Annotated in this window: 17 protein-coding genes; 13 read left to right on the plus strand and 4 right to left on the minus strand. The window is 66.1% G+C overall.

What is annotated here, in order from left to right; genetic code table 11:
* Nucleotides 1-21: 21 nt before the first annotated feature.
* From ftsZ to dnaE, 9 genes are all read left to right on the plus strand, one after another.
* Complete coding sequence (ftsZ, locus tag DFO47_RS15405; RefSeq protein WP_133832221.1) at nt 22-1,275, plus strand: cell division protein FtsZ; 1,254 nt, start codon at nt 22-24, stop codon at nt 1,273-1,275.
* Between the two features lie 8 nt (nt 1,276-1,283).
* Nucleotides 1,284-1,973, plus strand: coding sequence for a polyphenol oxidase family protein (locus DFO47_RS15410; RefSeq protein WP_133832222.1), 690 nt, complete (start codon nt 1,284-1,286; stop codon nt 1,971-1,973).
* Nucleotides 1,966-2,718 carry a YggS family pyridoxal phosphate-dependent enzyme gene (locus DFO47_RS15415; RefSeq protein ID WP_133832223.1) on the plus strand — a complete coding sequence of 251 codons (753 nt, stop codon included), beginning with the start codon at nt 1,966-1,968 and terminating at the stop codon, nt 2,716-2,718. Before DFO47_RS15410 ends, DFO47_RS15415 begins: the two co-directional genes overlap by 8 nt.
* Before the next feature lie 90 nt (nt 2,719-2,808).
* Nucleotides 2,809-3,339: a cell division protein SepF gene (gene sepF / locus DFO47_RS15420; protein ID WP_018763560.1), complete on the plus strand. Its 531-nt coding sequence runs from the start codon at nt 2,809-2,811 to the stop codon at nt 3,337-3,339.
* 134 nt (nt 3,340-3,473) lie between these two features.
* Nucleotides 3,474-3,761, plus strand: a complete 288-nt coding sequence (locus tag DFO47_RS15425) for a YggT family protein (protein WP_018763561.1) — start codon at nt 3,474-3,476, stop codon at nt 3,759-3,761.
* 176 nt (nt 3,762-3,937) lie between these two features.
* Nucleotides 3,938-4,621, plus strand: a complete 684-nt coding sequence (locus tag DFO47_RS15430; protein WP_018763562.1) for a DivIVA domain-containing protein — start codon at nt 3,938-3,940, stop codon at nt 4,619-4,621.
* Between the two features lie 94 nt (nt 4,622-4,715).
* The gene (gene lspA / locus DFO47_RS15435) at nt 4,716-5,288 is read left to right on the plus strand and encodes a signal peptidase II (RefSeq protein ID WP_018763563.1); all 573 of its coding nucleotides are present in this window, start codon (nt 4,716-4,718) and stop codon (nt 5,286-5,288) included.
* On the plus strand, nt 5,281-6,207 hold the full coding sequence (locus tag DFO47_RS15440) for an RluA family pseudouridine synthase (RefSeq protein ID WP_133832224.1): 927 nt from the start codon (nt 5,281-5,283) through the stop codon (nt 6,205-6,207). The genes lspA and DFO47_RS15440 overlap by 8 nt, the downstream gene beginning before the upstream one ends.
* A gap of 49 nt (nt 6,208-6,256) precedes the next feature.
* The gene (gene dnaE / locus DFO47_RS15445) at nt 6,257-9,814 is read left to right on the plus strand and encodes a DNA polymerase III subunit alpha (protein ID WP_109864316.1); all 3,558 of its coding nucleotides are present in this window, start codon (nt 6,257-6,259) and stop codon (nt 9,812-9,814) included.
* Nucleotides 9,815-9,908: 94 nt separating this feature from the next.
* Here dnaE and DFO47_RS15450 read toward each other — a convergent pair whose 3' ends face one another.
* Nucleotides 9,909-10,409: a flavin reductase family protein gene (locus DFO47_RS15450; RefSeq protein WP_018763566.1), complete on the minus strand. Its 501-nt coding sequence runs from the start codon at nt 10,407-10,409 to the stop codon at nt 9,909-9,911.
* A 125-nt stretch (nt 10,410-10,534) separates the two neighbouring features.
* On the opposite strand from DFO47_RS15450, the gene DFO47_RS15455 reads away from it, so the two are divergent.
* From DFO47_RS15455 to nrdR, 3 genes are all read left to right on the plus strand, one after another.
* Nucleotides 10,535-11,065: a hypothetical protein gene (locus tag DFO47_RS15455; RefSeq protein WP_109864315.1), complete on the plus strand. Its 531-nt coding sequence runs from the start codon at nt 10,535-10,537 to the stop codon at nt 11,063-11,065.
* Nucleotides 11,066-11,069: 4 nt separating this feature from the next.
* On the plus strand, nt 11,070-12,443 hold the full coding sequence (gene hisD, locus DFO47_RS15460) for a histidinol dehydrogenase (RefSeq protein ID WP_133832225.1): 1,374 nt from the start codon (nt 11,070-11,072) through the stop codon (nt 12,441-12,443).
* A gap of 150 nt (nt 12,444-12,593) precedes the next feature.
* Nucleotides 12,594-13,094 carry a transcriptional regulator NrdR gene (nrdR, locus tag DFO47_RS15465; RefSeq protein WP_018763569.1) on the plus strand — a complete coding sequence of 167 codons (501 nt, stop codon included), beginning with the start codon at nt 12,594-12,596 and terminating at the stop codon, nt 13,092-13,094.
* A gap of 51 nt (nt 13,095-13,145) precedes the next feature.
* Here the strand turns inward: nrdR and ppgK are convergent, their stop codons facing one another.
* Both ppgK and map read right to left on the minus strand, forming a co-directional pair.
* On the minus strand, nt 13,146-13,949 hold the full coding sequence (ppgK, locus tag DFO47_RS15470) for a polyphosphate--glucose phosphotransferase (protein ID WP_018763570.1): 804 nt from the start codon (nt 13,947-13,949) through the stop codon (nt 13,146-13,148).
* A 110-nt stretch (nt 13,950-14,059) separates the two neighbouring features.
* Nucleotides 14,060-14,938, minus strand: a complete 879-nt coding sequence (map, locus tag DFO47_RS15475) for a type I methionyl aminopeptidase (RefSeq protein WP_018763571.1) — start codon at nt 14,936-14,938, stop codon at nt 14,060-14,062.
* 122 nt (nt 14,939-15,060) lie between these two features.
* Here map and DFO47_RS15480 point away from each other — a divergent pair, with 122 nt between their 5' ends.
* Nucleotides 15,061-15,225: an SPOR domain-containing protein gene (locus tag DFO47_RS15480; protein WP_018763572.1), complete on the plus strand. Its 165-nt coding sequence runs from the start codon at nt 15,061-15,063 to the stop codon at nt 15,223-15,225.
* 72 nt (nt 15,226-15,297) lie between these two features.
* Here the strand turns inward: DFO47_RS15480 and panB are convergent, their stop codons facing one another.
* Nucleotides 15,298-16,194, minus strand: coding sequence for a 3-methyl-2-oxobutanoate hydroxymethyltransferase (gene panB / locus DFO47_RS15485; RefSeq protein ID WP_018763573.1), 897 nt, complete (start codon nt 16,192-16,194; stop codon nt 15,298-15,300).
* Nucleotides 16,195-16,416 lie beyond the last annotated feature (222 nt).

Below are 16,416 nucleotides of genomic sequence, written 5' to 3' on the forward strand. Positions count from 1 at the left end.
CACGAACAAGGGACACGTAACGTGGCAGCTCCGCAGAATTACTTGGCCGTCATCAAAGTCGTCGGCATCGGCGGCGGTGGCGTGAACGCAGTCAACCGCATGATCGAGGTCGGCCTCAGGGGTGTTGAGTTCATCGCCATCAACACCGACGCCCAGGCCCTGCTGATGAGCGACGCCGACGTCAAGCTCGACGTCGGGCGCGAGCTGACCCGAGGCCTGGGTGCCGGCGCCAACCCGGAGGTGGGCAAGCAGGCTGCCGAGGACCACGCTGACGAGATCGAAGAAGTCCTCCGCGGCGCCGACATGGTCTTCGTGACCGCCGGCGAAGGCGGCGGAACGGGCACGGGCGGCGCTCCCGTCGTCGCCCGGATCGCACGCTCCCTGGGGGCCCTGACCATTGGCGTGGTCACCCGACCGTTCACCTTCGAGGGCCGGCGCCGCGCCGGCTCCGCCGAGGCCGGCATCGACGCCTTGCGTGATGAAGTGGACACCCTGATCGTGATCCCCAATGACCGCCTGCTCTCCATCAGCGACCGCAACGTTTCGGTGCTGGACGCGTTCCGCTCCGCCGACCAGGTCCTGCTGTCCGGTGTCCAGGGCATCACCGACCTCATTACCACCCCCGGCCTGATCAACCTCGACTTCGCGGACGTCAAGTCCGTGATGCAGGGTGCCGGTTCCGCGCTCATGGGCATCGGGTCGGCCCGCGGCGAAGACCGCGCCGTCAAGGCTGCCGAACTGGCCATTGCCTCCCCGTTGCTGGAAGCCTCCATCGACGGCGCGCACGGCGTGCTGCTCTCCATCCAGGGCGGCTCCGACCTGGGCCTGTTCGAGATCAACGAAGCCGCACGGTTGGTCCAGGAGGTGGCCCACCCCGAGGCCAACATCATTTTCGGTGCCGTCATTGACGACGCCCTGGGCGACGAAGCACGCGTCACCGTCATCGCCGCCGGCTTCGACGACGTCAAGGCCACCTCACCGTCCATGGACCAGTCACAGCCGCAGACCGCCCCCCAGCGGCCCGCTGCCCCCGCTGGCGCCCCCGCCTCGGCCCACTCCCAGGGCGGAAACCACCAGGGCAACGGAAGCCACCAGCAGAACGTGCAGCCCATCCACGCCGGCGTTGGTGCGGCGGGCCTGAGCAACTGGGGCCAGCAGCGTCCGTCTGCCGTCCCGGCCGACTCCGGCTTCGACGTCGACCTCCCGTCCGTCGTGGAGCCGGACCTGACCGGCAACCACCCGGACGACCTGGATGTCCCCGACTTCCTGAAGTAGGCACCGGCTTGTTCCATTGGCGCGCCGACATCCTGCCAGGGGTGTCGGCCGCATTCACCGACGCGAGTGCCGGAAACCTGGCCCTCCACGTGGGAGACGACCCCGCCCGGGTCATGGAGCGCCGGAGCCGCCTGGAGGAATCCATGGGTGCCGCTCCGCGGTCACTGCGCTTCATGAACCAGGTCCACGGCACCACCGTCGCTTTAATGGACGAGGACTCTCCCGTTCCCGAAGCAGACGCCATGGTGTCCCAGGGCATTCCCCTGGCCGTCATGGTGGCGGACTGCATCCCGGTCCTGCTCGCGGGGGAGTCGGCCAACGGGCCGGTTCTCGCCGCCGTCCATGCCGGCCGTCCCGGGACCGCCAACGGTGTGCTCCCGGCGGCCGTAGAGGCCATGGAATCCCTGGGGGCGTCCCGCGTCCGTGCCTGGCTGGGGCCCTCCATCTGCGGTGCCTGCTACGAAGTACCCGCCGCGCTGCGCGAGGAGGTAGCCGCCAAGGTGCCCGCAACGTGGAGTACCACCTCCTGGGGGACCCCCGGGCTGGACCTCCCGGCCGGTGCCCGGAGCCAGCTCAAGGCCGCCGGCGTGGAAGTGGCCTACTCCGGTCCCTGCACCCTCGAGACCGACACGCTGTTCTCCTACCGCCGCAACCGGAACACCGGCCGTTTCGCCGGACTGGTGTGGTGCCATGACTGAGTATCCGCAGGACCCCCGGGACCCGGCGTCCGATCCCCGCGCCGCGGAACTCGCCATCAGGCTGGCCGCGGTACGCCATCGGATCGCGGCCGCCGCCGAGGCGAGCGGCCGCAGCGGCCGGCCGCCGTCGCTCATCGTGGTCACCAAGTTCCACCCGGCCGCGGACATCCGCCGGCTCGCGGCCCTCGGGGTCACCGATGTGGGCGAGAACAGGGACCAGGAGGCGGCCGCGAAGGCCGCCGAACTGGCCGGACTGGCCCTCAACTGGCATTTCGTAGGCCAACTGCAGAGCAAGAAGGCAAAATCGGTGGTCCGGTACGCCTCCGCCGTCCACTCAGTGGACCGCCTCCAGCTCGTGGACGCCCTCGGCAAGGCAGTGCGGAACGAGATGGATTCCGGCGGGCGGGACCCTTTGGCGTGCTTCATCCAGGTCAGCCTGGAGGACGACGGCGGCACGCACCGCGGCGGGGCGGCCCCGGCCGATGTGCCACTCCTGGCGGAGGGGATCGCCGCGTCAGCCGGCCTCCACCTTGCAGGCGTCATGGCCGTTGCGCCGCTGGGGGCGCCGCCGGAGCCGGCCTTCGAGAAGCTCGCCGCGGTTTCGGCCCGCCTGGTGGCCGACCACCCGGGGGCAGCTGCCATCTCGGCCGGCATGAGCCAGGACGTGGAGGCGGCCATCAAGTTCGGGGCGACACACCTGCGGATCGGTTCCGATATTCTCGGTTCGCGTCCCGCGGTGGGGTAGCGTCGGACCTGTTGGAAGTGATGGGCGGGGGACTCCAGTGCTGTCAAGTCATTGGGCGGCCCGCTTACGGGACACGATTAGGAGTCGACCATGGCCGGCGCTCTGCGCAAGACAATGATCTATCTTGGGCTCGCCGACGGCGATGAGCATTACGAGTCCGAGCAACAGACCACACGTAAGGATGAGGACGAACCCATGGAAGTCGACCGCGAGGAACGCCGTGCCCCGGCACCGGTCCGCGAAGTCAGCCGTGAGGCGTCCTACACCCCTGAAGAGGAATACCGCGCCCCAGTGACCCCGATTAAGCGTGCGGCCTCGAGCCGTGAAGAAAACACCGGACTTCGGCAGATCACCACCATCCATCCCCGCTCCTACAACGATGCCAAGCTCATCGGTGAGAGCTTCCGGGACGGTATCCCGGTGATCATGAACGTCACGGACATGGGCGAGGCGGACGCAAAGCGCCTGGTGGACTTCTCGGCCGGACTCGTCTTCGGCCTCCGCGGCAGCATCGAACGGGTGACCAACAAGGTGTTCCTGCTCTCACCGTCCTACGTCGAAGTGATCGGTGACGACAAGAAAGTCAGCGACACCCAGGCCAGTTTCTTCAACCAGAGCTGACGGCCAAGGCCGACGACAGATGCCAGGCAGGGACACCTGTCTGGCATCTGTGCTGAAATAGACAAGACAACTGCAGCACACCGCGGCATCCGAACGGGATGGTCCGCACGAAATATGGAGATTTGAAATAAGTCATGGGAATTGTTTTCGGACTTCTCTATCTCGTGTTGCTGCTGTTCTTCGTGGCCCTCATCATCCGCCTGGTCTACGACTGGGTGCAGATGTTCGCGAGGGAATGGCGGCCACGCGGTGCGGCCCTCGTGGTGGCGCACGCTGTGTATTCCATCACTGATCCGCCGCTCAAGGGGCTGCGGCGGTTGATCCCGCCCCTTCGGCTTGGCGGCATCTCCCTGGACCTGGGCTTCCTGATCCTGTTCATCGGCGTCAGCATTGCGATGAGCATCACCAGGAATCTGGCCTGATCCACCAACAAAGACTTGGCAATGCAGGATGATCCTCCCGGGAACAGCTACTGTAAAGCGAAGAAACCTCCCGTTTGACACCGCGGTGTTGAATTAGAGTAAGCAGACCAAATTTAGGTACCGTAGTTTTGACGGCCGGAAGGCCTACTGACTAACCAGACCAGTGAGGTGACCAGATGGCTTTGACGCCAGAAGACGTTGTCAACAAGCGCTTTCAGCCCACCAAGTTCCGCGAGGGCTATGACCAGGACGAGGTTGACGACTTCCTGGACGAAATCGTCGTCGAACTCCGCCGCCTGAACCAGGAAAACGACGAGCTCCGCAAGAAGCTCGCCGACGCCGGCTCCAGCGTCCCGGCAAGCACCACCGCCGCACCTGTGGTTGAGAAGGTCCCCGCCCCGGTCAAGTCCGACAAGGATGAGGCCCGCGAGAAGGCTGAAGCCGAAGCGAAGGCCGCCGAAGCCAGCAAGAAGAAGGACGTCGAGCCGGCCGCTCCGGTTGCAGCCGCCCCCGCAGCGCCCGCCGCCTCCACTCCTTCCGCCGAGTCCGCTGCCGGCCTGCTGGCCATGGCGCAGCAGATGCACGACCGCCACGTCGCCGAAGGCCAGGCCCAGAAGGACAAGATCATCGCCGAGGCGCAGATCGAAGCCAGCAGCCTCGTCAACGACGCACAGGAAAAGTCCCGCAAGATCCTGGGCGCACTGGAGCAGCAGCGTTCGGTCCTCGAGCGCAAGGTGGAGCAGCTCCGCGGCTTCGAACGCGACTACCGTTCACGCCTGAAGGCCTACATCGAAGGCCAGCTCCGCGACCTGGACGCACGTGGTTCCGTTGCGACGCCGGAAGTCAGCGAAGCAAACTAACCCTGGCAACACGTATTCTGAAAGCCGGTGGCTGAGGATTCCTCGGCCACCGGCTTTTGGCATTGACACCTAAGTTCTTCGAAGTGAAAGCACCATGACTGACGAACTCGCAGCCGACGCCGCACGGCCGGCCCCCTCCTCTCCGCGCCCCCGACGGGCTGTGCTGCTGTCCCTCTTCGGCGGGTTCGCGGTCTTTGCCTACGTCCTGGACCAGCTCACCAAACTCTGGGTGACGTCCACCATGGTGGAAGGCGAAAGGATCCCGGTCCTGCCGCCCCTGCTGCACTGGTACTTCATCCGGAACTCAGGTGCCGCGTTTTCGATCGGGGAGAACGTCACCTGGGTGTTCTCGATCATCATGGCCGGCGTCGCAATCGCCATTCTCTTCCAGGTCCGGAAGCTGGGCTCGGCCTGGTGGTCCCTGGCTCTCGGGCTGCTGCTGGGCGGCGCCCTGGGCAACCTCACCGACCGGCTCTTCCGCGAGCCCTCCTTCGGCATGGGCCATGTGGTGGACTTCATTCAGCTTCCCAACTTCGCGATCTTCAATATCGCGGACTCCGCCGTCGTGTCTGCCGTCGCCATCATCTGCATCCTGACCATTCGCGGAATCGCGCTGGACGGAACGCGCCTCGGGACTGCACACAAGGACAAGCCCGGCCATGAGTGAGCGAATCGTCGTGGCCGAGGAATTCGGCGGGACCCGGGCCGACGCCGGCCTGGCAGGCCTCCTGGGCGTGTCCCGGTCCGTGGCCGCATCCTTGCTGGCCGAGGGCCACGTCCTCACCCGGGGGAAGGCGCTCGGGAAATCGGCAAAGCTTGTGGCGGGGGATGTCCTTGACGTCACCGTCCCGGAGCGGCGGGACCCGCTGGAAGTCGTGGAGGAAGTTGTGGAAGGCCTGAAGATCCTGCTGGACGACGAGGACTTTGTCGTCGTCGACAAACCCGTGGGTGTCGCGGCGCATCCCTCGCCCGGCTGGGTTGGCCCCACTGTGGTGGGCGGACTGGCCGGTGCAGGCTACCGCATCTCCACCTCCGGCGCATCGGAGCGGGCGGGGATCGTGCACCGGCTCGACGTCGGCACCTCCGGGGTGATGGTGGTGGCGAAGTCCGAGCGGGCCTACACAGCCCTCAAGCGGGCCTTCAAGGAGCGCACTGTGGACAAGGTGTACCACGCGGTGGTCCAGGGCCTCCCGGACCCGCTGACAGGCACCATCGACGCGCCCATCGGACGGCATCCCGGCCACGACTGGCGCTTTGCCGTCATCGAGGACGGCCGGCCCTCGGTAACCCATTACGAAGTCCTGGAGGCTTTCGGGAAGGCAAGCCTGGTGGAAGTGCACCTGGAGACGGGCCGGACGCACCAGATCCGGGTCCACTTCTCAGCCCTCCGCCATCCCTGCGCCGGTGACCTCACCTATGGCGCCGACCCGCGCTTCGCGGCCACCCTGGGGCTCACCCGGCAGTGGCTTCACGCCCGCCAGCTGGGATTCGACCACCCGGTGACAGGGGAACGCGTCACTGTCACCAGCGACTATCCGCAGGACCTGGCCTACGCCCTGGAACTGCTGGAGTCGGGACAGGCCTGACACGGGCGGCCTGGCCGGGCCGCCAACTGCCAGCGCTTAGAATGGTGCGGTGAGTTCCAGCAAAGATTCGTTTGTCCACCTGCACACCCACACCGAATATTCCATGCTGGATGGAGCTGCCCGCCTGGGCGAGCTGTTCGATGAAACCGAGCGCCTGGGGATGCCGGCCCTTGCCACCACAGACCACGGCTACTTGTTCGGCGCGTTCGATTTCTGGCGCAAGGCCACGGACAAGGGCATCAAGCCGATCATCGGCGTCGAAGCCTACGTAACCCCCGGCACGGCCCGCACGGACAAGGAACGCGTCCGCTGGGGCGACGAATCCCAGCGCAAGGACGACGTCTCCGGTGGTGGCTCGTACACCCATATGACGCTCCTGAGCTACAACAACGTGGGCATGCGGAACCTCTTCCGAGCCTCCTCCATCGCCTCCCTCGATTCGGTGTTCGGCAAGTGGCCGCGGCTTGACCGCGAACTGCTCAATACCTACTCCGAGGGGCTGATTGCCACCACCGGATGTCCCTCCGGCGAAGTGCAGACCAGGCTCCGGCTCGGCCAGTACCGCGAAGCGCTGGAGGCGGCCGCCGAGTTCCGGGACATCTTCGGCGCGGAAAACTACTTCTGCGAGCTGATGGACCACGGGCTGGACATTGAGCGTCGGGTCACCGGCGACCTCCTGAGGCTCGCCAAGGATCTCAACCTGCCGCTGGTGGCCACCAACGACCTCCACTACACCCACGAGCACGATGCCAAGGCCCATGAGGCCCTGCTGGCCATCCAGTCGGGCTCCACGCTGCTCGAACCCACGTACGACAATGGCGGTTCGCGGTTCGCCTTCTCCGGCAGCGGCTACTACCTCAAATCCCCGCAGGAGATGCGCGAGCTTTTCCGCGACCACCCGGAAGCCTGCGACAACACCCTGCTGATCGCTGAACGCTGCGAGGTGTCCTTCAATACGGACGCCAACTTCATGCCCAGGTTCCCCTGCCCGCCCGGCGAGGACGAGACCTCGTGGCTGGTCAAGGAAGTGGACAAGGGCCTGCAGTACCGCTACCCGGGAGGCATCCCGGACGAGGTCCGCAAGCAGGCGGACTACGAGCTCGGCGTCATCACGTCCATGGGGTTTCCGGGCTACTTCCTGGTGGTTGCCGACTTCATCAACTGGGCCAAGAACAACGGCATCCGTGTTGGCCCCGGCCGTGGTTCGGGTGCCGGTTCCATGGTGGCCTACGCCATGCGCATCACCGACCTCGACCCCCTGCGCCACGGCCTGATCTTCGAACGGTTCCTGAACCCGGACCGCGTCTCCATGCCCGACTTCGACGTCGACTTCGATGACCGGCGCCGTTCCGAAGTGATCGACTACGTGACCCGCAAGTACGGTGACGAACGCGTCGCCATGATCGTCACGTACGGCACCATCAAGACCAAGCAGGCCCTCAAGGACTCCTCCCGGGTCCTGGGCTACCCGTTCAGCATGGGTGAACAGCTGACCAAGGCCCTGCCCCCCGCCGTGATGGCCAAGGACATTCCGCTCGCGGATATCCAGAACCCCGAAGCCAAGCGCTACAGCGAGGCCGGCGATTTCCGGCAGCTGATCGCCACCGACCCGGAAGCCGCCAAGGTCTTCGAAACGGCCCTGGGCATTGAAGGGCTGAAGCGCCAGTGGGGCGTGCACGCAGCCGGCGTCATCATGTCCTCGGACCCCATCATCGACGTCATCCCCATCATGCGCCGCTTCCAGGACGGCCAGGTGATCACCCAGTTCGACTACCCGACGTCCGAGGGCCTTGGCCTGATCAAGATGGACTTCCTGGGCCTGCGGAACCTGACGATCATTTCCGATGCCCTCGAGAACATCAAAATGAATCGCGGCATCGACCTCGACCTGGAAAACCTGGAGCTCGACGACGCCCCGTCCTACGAACTCCTGGCCCGCGGCGACACCCTGGGCGTGTTCCAGCTCGACGGCGGCCCCATGCGTTCCCTGCTCAAGCTCATGAAGCCGGACAACTTCGAAGACATCTCCGCCGTGCTGGCGTTGTACCGGCCAGGCCCCATGGGCGCCAATGCCCATACTGACTACGCGCTGCGCAAGAACGGGATCCAGGAAGTCATTCCCATCCACCCCGAGCTGGAGGAACCGCTCAAGGAGATCCTCGGCGGCACGTACGGCCTGATCGTGTACCAGGAGCAGGTGATGGCCGTGGCGCAAAAGCTGGCCGGCTACTCGCTGGGCCAGGCAGATATCCTCCGGCGGGCCATGGGCAAGAAGAAGAAGTCGGAACTGGACAAGCAGTTCGCCGGCTTCTCCCAGGGCATGCAGGACAACGGTTACTCCATGGAGGCCGTCAAGACCCTGTGGGACATCCTCCTGCCCTTCTCCGACTACGCCTTCAACAAGGCCCACTCCGCCGCATACGGGGTGATCTCCTACTGGACGGCCTACCTGAAGGCGCACTATGCGCCGGAGTACATGGCTGCACTGCTGACCTCCGTCGGTGACGACAAGGACAAGTCGGCAATCTACCTGAACGAATGCCGCCGCATGGGCATCACGGTGCTTCCGCCGGATGTCAATGAGTCGGCCCTGAACTTCACCCCGGTGGGCAATGACATCCGCTTCGGCATGGGCGCTATCCGCAACGTGGGTGCGAACGCCGTCGATGCCATGGTCACCGCGCGCGAGAGCGAAGGTGCCTACACGTCCTTCAAAGACTTCCTGATGAAGGTTCCGGCGGTGGTGTGCAACAAGAGGACCATCGAATCCCTGATCAAGTCCGGGGCCTTCGACTCCCTGGGCCATCACCGGCGTGCGCTGGCCATGATCCACGAAGAGGCCATCGACTCCGTCATCACCTTGAAGCGGAACGAGGCGATCGGCCAGTTCGACCTCTTCGCCGGTTTTGAGGAAGCCGAATCGGAAGCGTCGCTCAGCATCGAAATCCCGGACCTGCCCGAGTGGGAAAAGAAGGACAAACTGTCCTTCGAACGGGACATGCTGGGCCTGTACGTCTCGGACCACCCGCTGCAGGGCCTCGAGGGGCTGTTGAGCCAGCACGCGGAGATGAGCATCACGACCATCATCGGCGAAGACGGGCCGCAGGACGGCGCCATCATCACCATCGCCGGCATGATCACCTCGTTGAGCCGCCGCATCGCCAAAGCCAGCGGCAATGCCTACGCCCGGGCCGAGATCGAGGACCTCGGCGGTTCCATCGAAGTGATGTTCTTCGGCCAGGTCTACGGGCCTATCGCCTCCGTGCTCGCCGAGGACCTGATCGTGGTGGTCAAGGGCCGCCTGCAAAAGCGCGACGACGGCGCAATCACCCTCAACTGCATGGAGTTGTCCGTTCCGGACCTGAGCGAAGGCCTGCACGGGCCGCTGGTCATCACCATGCCCACCTACAAGGCAACCGAGGCAGTGGTGACGGAGCTGGGGGACGTGCTGCGCACGCACCGGGGCAACTCGGAGGTGCGGCTGCACCTCCAGGGCGACACCCGCACGGAAATCATGGGCCTGCCCGTCCACCTGCGGGTGAACCCCAGCCCGTCGCTGTTCGGCGACCTGAAGGTGCTGCTGGGGCCGGCCTGCCTGGACGCCTGACGCAGGGGAGCACGACGCCGGAAGCCGGCTTCCGGCGTCGTCCGCGCCTTTGGCGTCTGGTCGCTTCAGCCCGGACCCGGGACGATGGAGTGCGCTAGATTTCGTAGTCCAGCGGGACAGGCTGCCCGTAGGCGCCCCCGTGGTAGAGCAGCGGCGCACCATCGCCGCCCACCTGGCCGTCCACCACCTGGACCACCACCACGGCGTTGTTTTCGAACGACAGCCGCATCTGCACCTCGCCGATGAGCCAGCCGGCCACATCCTTCAGGATGGGCACCCCGTGCGGTCCGATTTCCCAGTGGTTCCCCTCGAACCGGTTGCCGGGCCGGGCGAACCGGGCTGCCAGTTCCTGGTTTTCGAGGCCCAGCATGTGCACGCCCAGGAACTGGGTGTTGGCAACGGCGGGCCAGGACCTGGAACTGCGGGCCATGTTGAACGTGAATCGCGGCGGTTTGGCCGACAGGGAGGCCACCGATGTTGCGGTGAATCCGTAGGGCTCGTCCTGGTAGTTCACGGTGATGATGGCGACGCCCGCGGCATGCCGCCGGAACATCTCCCTGAACGTCTGCTCAAAGGGCTCGCTGTTGTCGGTCACCGGAACTCCTGCACTAAGTGGCATATCTCTTTCCCCAAGCGTATTGGCCCGCGGGCCAGGCGGGAAAACACAGAGCCCTTGAACCGCTGACGGGCTCCGCAGGAACCTTTGTTAAGGTGTCTGTCATGACGAACTTTGGCCGCCCCGCGCGGCGGCTGCCCTGGTCCCTGCTGCTGGTCCCGGCAGCGGCAGGCGTTCCGGCCGGGCTCCTCTGGTGGCTGCTTGCCCCGGGCGGCCTGAACCTGATCACCCGGAACCCCGCCCTGGCATCGGGAACGGCACCGTTGGTGTGGCTGCCACGCGACCTGACACTTGCCGGGATTATGGTGCTGGCCGGTTGCCTGCTGGCCGTGTTCCTGGCCGACGGCAAGCGTCCGGACCCCCGGACGGCTCTGCTGGCGGGCCTGGTCGGCGCGGTGGCCGGCAGCCTGGCCGCCTGGGGAACCGGTCTCCTCGCGGCCCGGCTCTGGGGGCCGGCGGTGGACACCTCGGCCAATGCCAGCATCGCCTTCTCGCTCCGGGCGTTGCCGGTGCTGCTGCTGTGGCCGGCTGCCACGGCGGTTTCGGTCTTCGTTTTGGAGTTGGTGGGGATGGCAGGCCGGAAACCCGCCGGCATCCCCGGCGGAACGGCGGGCGGGAACAGCGCCGTAAAATAGTCAGGTGACCACTTCCCCTCAGCCTCCTGCCCCCGCGACTACCGCCGTCGACTTCCGCACCATCGACCTTCGCGGCCGCACCCTGACCCTGGCGGCCCTGCGCGCCGCCGTTCCGCGCGCCAAGGGCCAGACCGTGGCGGACGCCGAGGAAAAGGTCCTGGACATTATCGCCGCCGTCCGGCAGCGCGGCTTCGCGGCGTTGTCTGACCTTGCGTCAAGGTTCGACGGCGTGGATCAGCGCCATCCGCTGGTTCCCCGGGAGGCGATCGCCGCAGCCCTGGAGGGTCTTGACCCGAAGGTGCGGGCAGCACTGGAGGAATCCATCAGCCGGGCACGGAAATTCGCCGACCGGCAGCGGCCCCGCAACGTTGACGTCGAACTGGGCGACGGCGCCGTCGTCAGCCAGAACTGGGTCCCGGTAACGCGCGTTGGGCTGTACGTTCCGGGCGGCCTGGCAGTGTATCCGTCATCGGTGATCATGAACGTGGTGCCGGCGCTGGCGGCAGGGGTGGAATCCATTGCCCTTGCTTCGCCGCCCCAGAAAGAATTCGGCGGCCTGCCGCACCCCACCATCCTCGCCGCTGCGGCGCTGCTGGGTATCACCGAGGTCTACGGCATCGGCGGCGCACAGGCCATCGCCGCGTTTGCCTATGGGGTGGACGCCGGCGACGCGGGCCCCGCACTGGAACCGGTGGACGTGGTGACCGGGCCCGGCAACATCTTCGTCGCCACCGCCAAGCGCCTGGTCAAGGGAGTGGTGGGCATCGATTCGGAGGCAGGAACCACGGAGATCGCCATCCTTGCCGACGACTCCGCCCAACCGGCGCTGGTGGCCGCCGACCTGCTCAGCCAAGCCGAGCACGACCCCAAGGCAGCATCGGTGCTGGTCACCGATTCGGAGCCGTTGGCCATGGCGGTACGGGACGAGCTCGATCGGCAGGCCGCCGCAACCAAGCACTCCGCCCGCGTCCGGGAGGCCTTGTCCGGCCCCCAATCCGGCGTCGTCCTGGTGGACAACCTGGACCAGGGAATCGCCGCGTGCGATGCCTACGCCGCCGAGCACCTGGAGATCATGACGCGGGACGCCGCCGCCGTGGCCGCGCGGATCCGGAATGCCGGCGCGATCTTTGTGGGCGACTACAGCCCCGTCAGCCTGGGGGACTACTGCGCAGGCTCGAACCACGTGCTGCCTACCAGCGGGACCGCTGCGTTCTCGTCCGGGCTCAACGTCACCACGTTCCTGCGCGCCATCCAGGTGGTCAATTACAGCCGGGAGGCCTTGGCGGAGGTCAGCGGCCACATTGTGAGCCTGTCCCGCGCCGAGGACCTGCCGGCCCACGGGGACGCCGTCAGCGCGCGGTTTCCTGGACGTGATTAGCCACTACATATAGGTTGCCGGGCACTACATGTAGTAATTACAGGCTTGTTATTACCCGGGATGCAGCCGTAAACTGGGACGGTAACACTGCGGTCCGGCGGCACTGCCGGTTTCGTTGCCGTTAGACGCCGGAAGGGAAGGGGAAACGCCATGTATTGTCCGTTCTGCCGCAACCCCGATTCCCGCGTCGTTGACAGCCGGATGGCCGATGACGGCTCGGCTATCCGACGCCGGCGCCAGTGCCCCGAATGCGGGCGCCGGTTCACCACCGTCGAAACCACCAGCCTCTCCGTCATCAAGCGCTCCGGCGTGGGCGAGCCGTTCAGCCGCAGCAAAGTGATCAACGGCGTGCGCAAAGCATGCCAGGGCCGGCCGGTCAGCGAAGACGACCTCGCCATGCTGGCCCAGGAGGTGGAAGAGCAGATCCGTTCCTCCGGCGCCGCCGAAATCGACGCGCACGAGGTAGGCCTGGTCATCCTCGGACCGCTCCAGAAGCTGGATGAGGTAGCGTACCTGCGCTTCGCCAGCGTGTACCAGGCATTCGAGTCCCTGGAGGACTTCGAATCGGCTATTGCACTGCTCCGCCACGAAGCCGTGGAAGGCGCCAAGGGCGCCTCCGGCCCGAAGAGCTCCGAGAAGAGCCCGCTCTAAGCTCCGGTGGCGGCAGCGGAGGGGAAGCCGCAGCCGCCACCGGCACCACCTTTACTTGGTGAGCTTGTGCTGCAATGCGATTTCCAGGGCCGCGCCAACGATCCCGGCCTCGTTCCGCAGGACGGCCGGAACAATCGGCGTCCTTAACTTGAGGTTGGGAAGGTACTCGTCCGCGCGCTTGGAGATTCCGCCGCCGACGATGAACAGCTCCGGGGAGAACAGGAACTCCACATGCGAGAAGTACCGCTGCAGCAGCACGCTGTACTCGTCCCATGAGAGCCCGTCCCGTTCGCGGGCCACGGCGGAGGCCTTCGATTCGGCATCGAAGCCGTCGATCTCCAAGTGCCCCAGTTCCGCGTTCGGCACCAGCTTCCCATCGAAAATGAAGGCGGAGCCGATGCCCGTGCCCAGGGTGATGACCAGGACGGTGCCGGCGACACCTTCGCCGGCACCGTACCGGGCTTCGGCCAGGCCGGCGGCATCGGCGTCGTTGATGACCTCCACGGGGCGGCCCAGCCGCTCGGTGAGGAGGGCGTCAATGTCCGTATCCAGCCAGCTCTTGTCCACGTTGGCGGCGGAGTGGACCACGCCGTGCTGGATGATGCCGGGGAAGGTCACGCCCACGGGGGAGCCGGCCTCCGGGGCCTCGGGGCGCGCAGAGAGCTCGGCGACTACCAGGGCCACTGCTTCGGCAACGGCCTCGGGCGTGGCGGGCTGCGGGGTGGGCACCCGGAAACGCTCACCCAGAAGCTTGCCCTTCTTCAGGTCGACAATGCCGCCCTTGATGCCCGTACCGCCGATGTCGATGCCGATCAGTGGTGCGTTCTTGTGCGACTTCTCGTCCTTCTTGGCCAATGGGATTCCGTTCTAGGCTGGGGCGGGCAGGGAAGGGGCGGCCGGGGGCAGCCCCACAACAGGGTGGGTCCTGCACCGGCATCGGATGCCGTGTGCGGGCAGGGGACAGACTAGGGCAGGGTGAGGATTTCCGCACCGGTCTCGGTAACCAGCAGGGTGTGCTCGAATTGGGCGGTGCGCTTGTGGTCGCGGGTCACCACGGTCCAGTCATCGCTCCACATGTCCCATTCGACGGTGCCGAGGGTGAGCATCGGTTCGATCGTGAACACCATCCCCGTTTCGATCACGGTGTTGTAGGCGGGGGCGGCGTCGTAGTGCGGGATGATCAGTCCCGTGTGGAAAGCCTCGCCGACACCGTGGCCGGTGAAGTCCCGCACCACGCCGTAGCCGAAACGCTTGGCGTACGACTGGATGGCGCGGCCGATCACGTTGATTTCCCGGCCCGGTGCCACCGCCTTGATGGCCCGGTTGAGCGACTCCTGGGTGCGCTCCACCAGGAGCCGTGATTCCTCGTCCACGTCACCCACCAGGAACGTGTAGTTCGTGTCGCCGTGGACCCCGTTGATGAAGGCGGTGATGTCGATGTTCAGGATGTCGCCGTCCTGGACCACGGTGCTGTCCGGGATGCCGTGGCAAATGACCTCGTTCAGCGACGAGCACAGGGACTTGGGGAATCCGCGGTAGCCGAGCGTGGAGGGGTACGCGTGGTGGTCCAGCAGGAATTCGTGGCCCACCCTGTCCAGCTCATCGGTGGTGACACCGGGCTGGATGTGCTTGCCGACCTCCACGATGGCCTGGGCCGCGATCCGCCCGGCGACGCGGATCTTCTCGATCGTTTCGGCGGACTTGACCTCCGAACCCGTGAATTTGGCCGGGGCAGGCTTGCCGACGTACTCCGGACGGGGGATGGACGCCGGGACGGAACGCTGCGGGCCTACGGTACCCGGGGTGAGGGTTCCGGTGGGTGCAGTAGAGGCAAGGGAAGGCATAGATTGATCATATAAGGCACCGCAGAACGCCTAACAACCGACAAGCGGCGGAGGGCACACGTAAGTGTTTGTGTTACGTGGATCACCCCGCTGCTTTCCTGTCGCCGGAACGAGGAGCAACGATGACTGAGTACTGGTTCAACGTCAACACCCACGAAGTGGAAGAAGACCGGCTCTCCGACTGGAGCCAGCTCATTGGGCCCTACAAGACCCGGGAAGAAGCCGAACACGCCATCGAGAAGGTCAAGGCGCGCAACGAGGCCTGGGAAAAGGGCGACGACGACTGACCGGTTGGGTGGGCAGGCCGGCCGGGTGCCGGCCCGCCTGTTCCGCCCGCGTCGGCGGGGTGAAGTTGAAAGCTAGAAGGAGTGTTCCGGGCCGGGGAACTGGCCGGAGCGGACGTCGTCGCCGTAGGCGGTGGCGGCGTCGAGCAGGGTGGTGCGCAGGTCCGCGTACTGTTTGACGAACTTGGCCATCCGGCCGCCCCGCAGGCCGGCCATGTCCTGCCAGACAAGGACCTGGCCCGTGGTCGCGTTCCCGGCGCCAATGCCGATGGTGGGGACGTCCACGGCAGCGTCCACCGCGGCCGCGGTGTCGGCCGGGACCATTTCCATGAGCACGCAGAATGCGCCTGCGTCGGAGAGGGCGCGGGCATCGTCGATCAGGCGTTGGGCGTCGTCGCCCCGGCCCTGCACGCGGTATCCGCCCAGTGCGTGTTCGCTTTGCGGGGTGAAACCGATGTGGGCCATGACCGGGATGCCCGCCTGCACCATTGCTCGCACCGTTGGGGCGTAGTATGCGCTGCCCTCGATTTTCACAGCATGCGCCAGGCCTTCCTTCAAAAAGCGGACACCGGTGGCGACGGCCTGTTCGGCACTGACTTCGTAGCTGCCGAAGGGCAGGTCCGCGACCACCATGGCGCGCTTCGCGGTCCTGGCCACGGCGCGGCACAGCGGCAGCAATTCGTCCACGGTGACCGGAAGGCTGGTTTCGTTGCCGTAGACGTTGTTCGAGGCCGAATCACCGACCAGCAGCACTTCAATGCCGGCAGCGTCAAAGATCTCCGCCGTATATTGCTCGTAGGCGGTGAGCATGGCGAACCTGGTGCCGTCCCGCTTGGCCTGCTGCAGGTGGTGGATCCGGACCTTGGCCGGTTTTCGTCCGGCGGCAGGAGCCTCGTGCTGGCCGGGTCCGCTGCCGTACGGGGCGGGTACTTCGGCGGACGCGCTGGAGTCGGAGCTGTTGCTGGTGGCCATGGGATGAGCGTAGTGCGGGACCTGCCGTGCTTTCTACCGCAGCCGGTTCCGGGCAAAGGTGATTAGCGTCATAGCGGCCGTGCCGGAACGCCGTTGACGTCCGGCACGGAAGCCGCCAGGGCACCTCCCGGACCGCTCCGGAGGTTAATGCTGTGTTACGCACGGCTCAGGCTCAAGCATCGGCGCCGAATGATTAGTACAGTGTTGATGAACTGCTGCCGG

This window comes from Arthrobacter sp. AG258 (genome assembly GCF_004364695.1).
Classification (GTDB): Bacteria; Actinomycetota; Actinomycetes; order Actinomycetales; family Micrococcaceae; genus Arthrobacter.

Excerpts from the sequence above, each read along its gene's own strand:
- DFO47_RS15415 (WP_133832223.1), top strand. The coding sequence starts at position 1,966 with ATGACTGAGTATCCGCAGGACCCCCGGGACCCGGCGTCCGATCCCCGC.
- sepF (WP_018763560.1), top strand. The coding sequence starts at position 2,809 with ATGGCCGGCGCTCTGCGCAAGACAATGATCTATCTTGGGCTCGCCGAC.
- DFO47_RS15425 (WP_018763561.1), top strand. The coding sequence starts at position 3,474 with ATGGGAATTGTTTTCGGACTTCTCTATCTCGTGTTGCTGCTGTTCTTC.
- DFO47_RS15430 (WP_018763562.1), top strand. The coding sequence starts at position 3,938 with ATGGCTTTGACGCCAGAAGACGTTGTCAACAAGCGCTTTCAGCCCACC.
- lspA (WP_018763563.1), top strand. The coding sequence starts at position 4,716 with ATGACTGACGAACTCGCAGCCGACGCCGCACGGCCGGCCCCCTCCTCT.
- DFO47_RS15440 (WP_133832224.1), top strand. The coding sequence starts at position 5,281 with ATGAGTGAGCGAATCGTCGTGGCCGAGGAATTCGGCGGGACCCGGGCC.
- DFO47_RS15455 (WP_109864315.1), top strand. The coding sequence starts at position 10,535 with ATGACGAACTTTGGCCGCCCCGCGCGGCGGCTGCCCTGGTCCCTGCTG.
- nrdR (WP_018763569.1), top strand. The coding sequence starts at position 12,594 with ATGTATTGTCCGTTCTGCCGCAACCCCGATTCCCGCGTCGTTGACAGC.
- map (WP_018763571.1), bottom strand. The coding sequence starts at position 14,938 with ATGCCTTCCCTTGCCTCTACTGCACCCACCGGAACCCTCACCCCGGGT.
- DFO47_RS15480 (WP_018763572.1), top strand. The coding sequence starts at position 15,061 with ATGACTGAGTACTGGTTCAACGTCAACACCCACGAAGTGGAAGAAGAC.
- panB (WP_018763573.1), bottom strand. The coding sequence starts at position 16,194 with ATGGCCACCAGCAACAGCTCCGACTCCAGCGCGTCCGCCGAAGTACCC.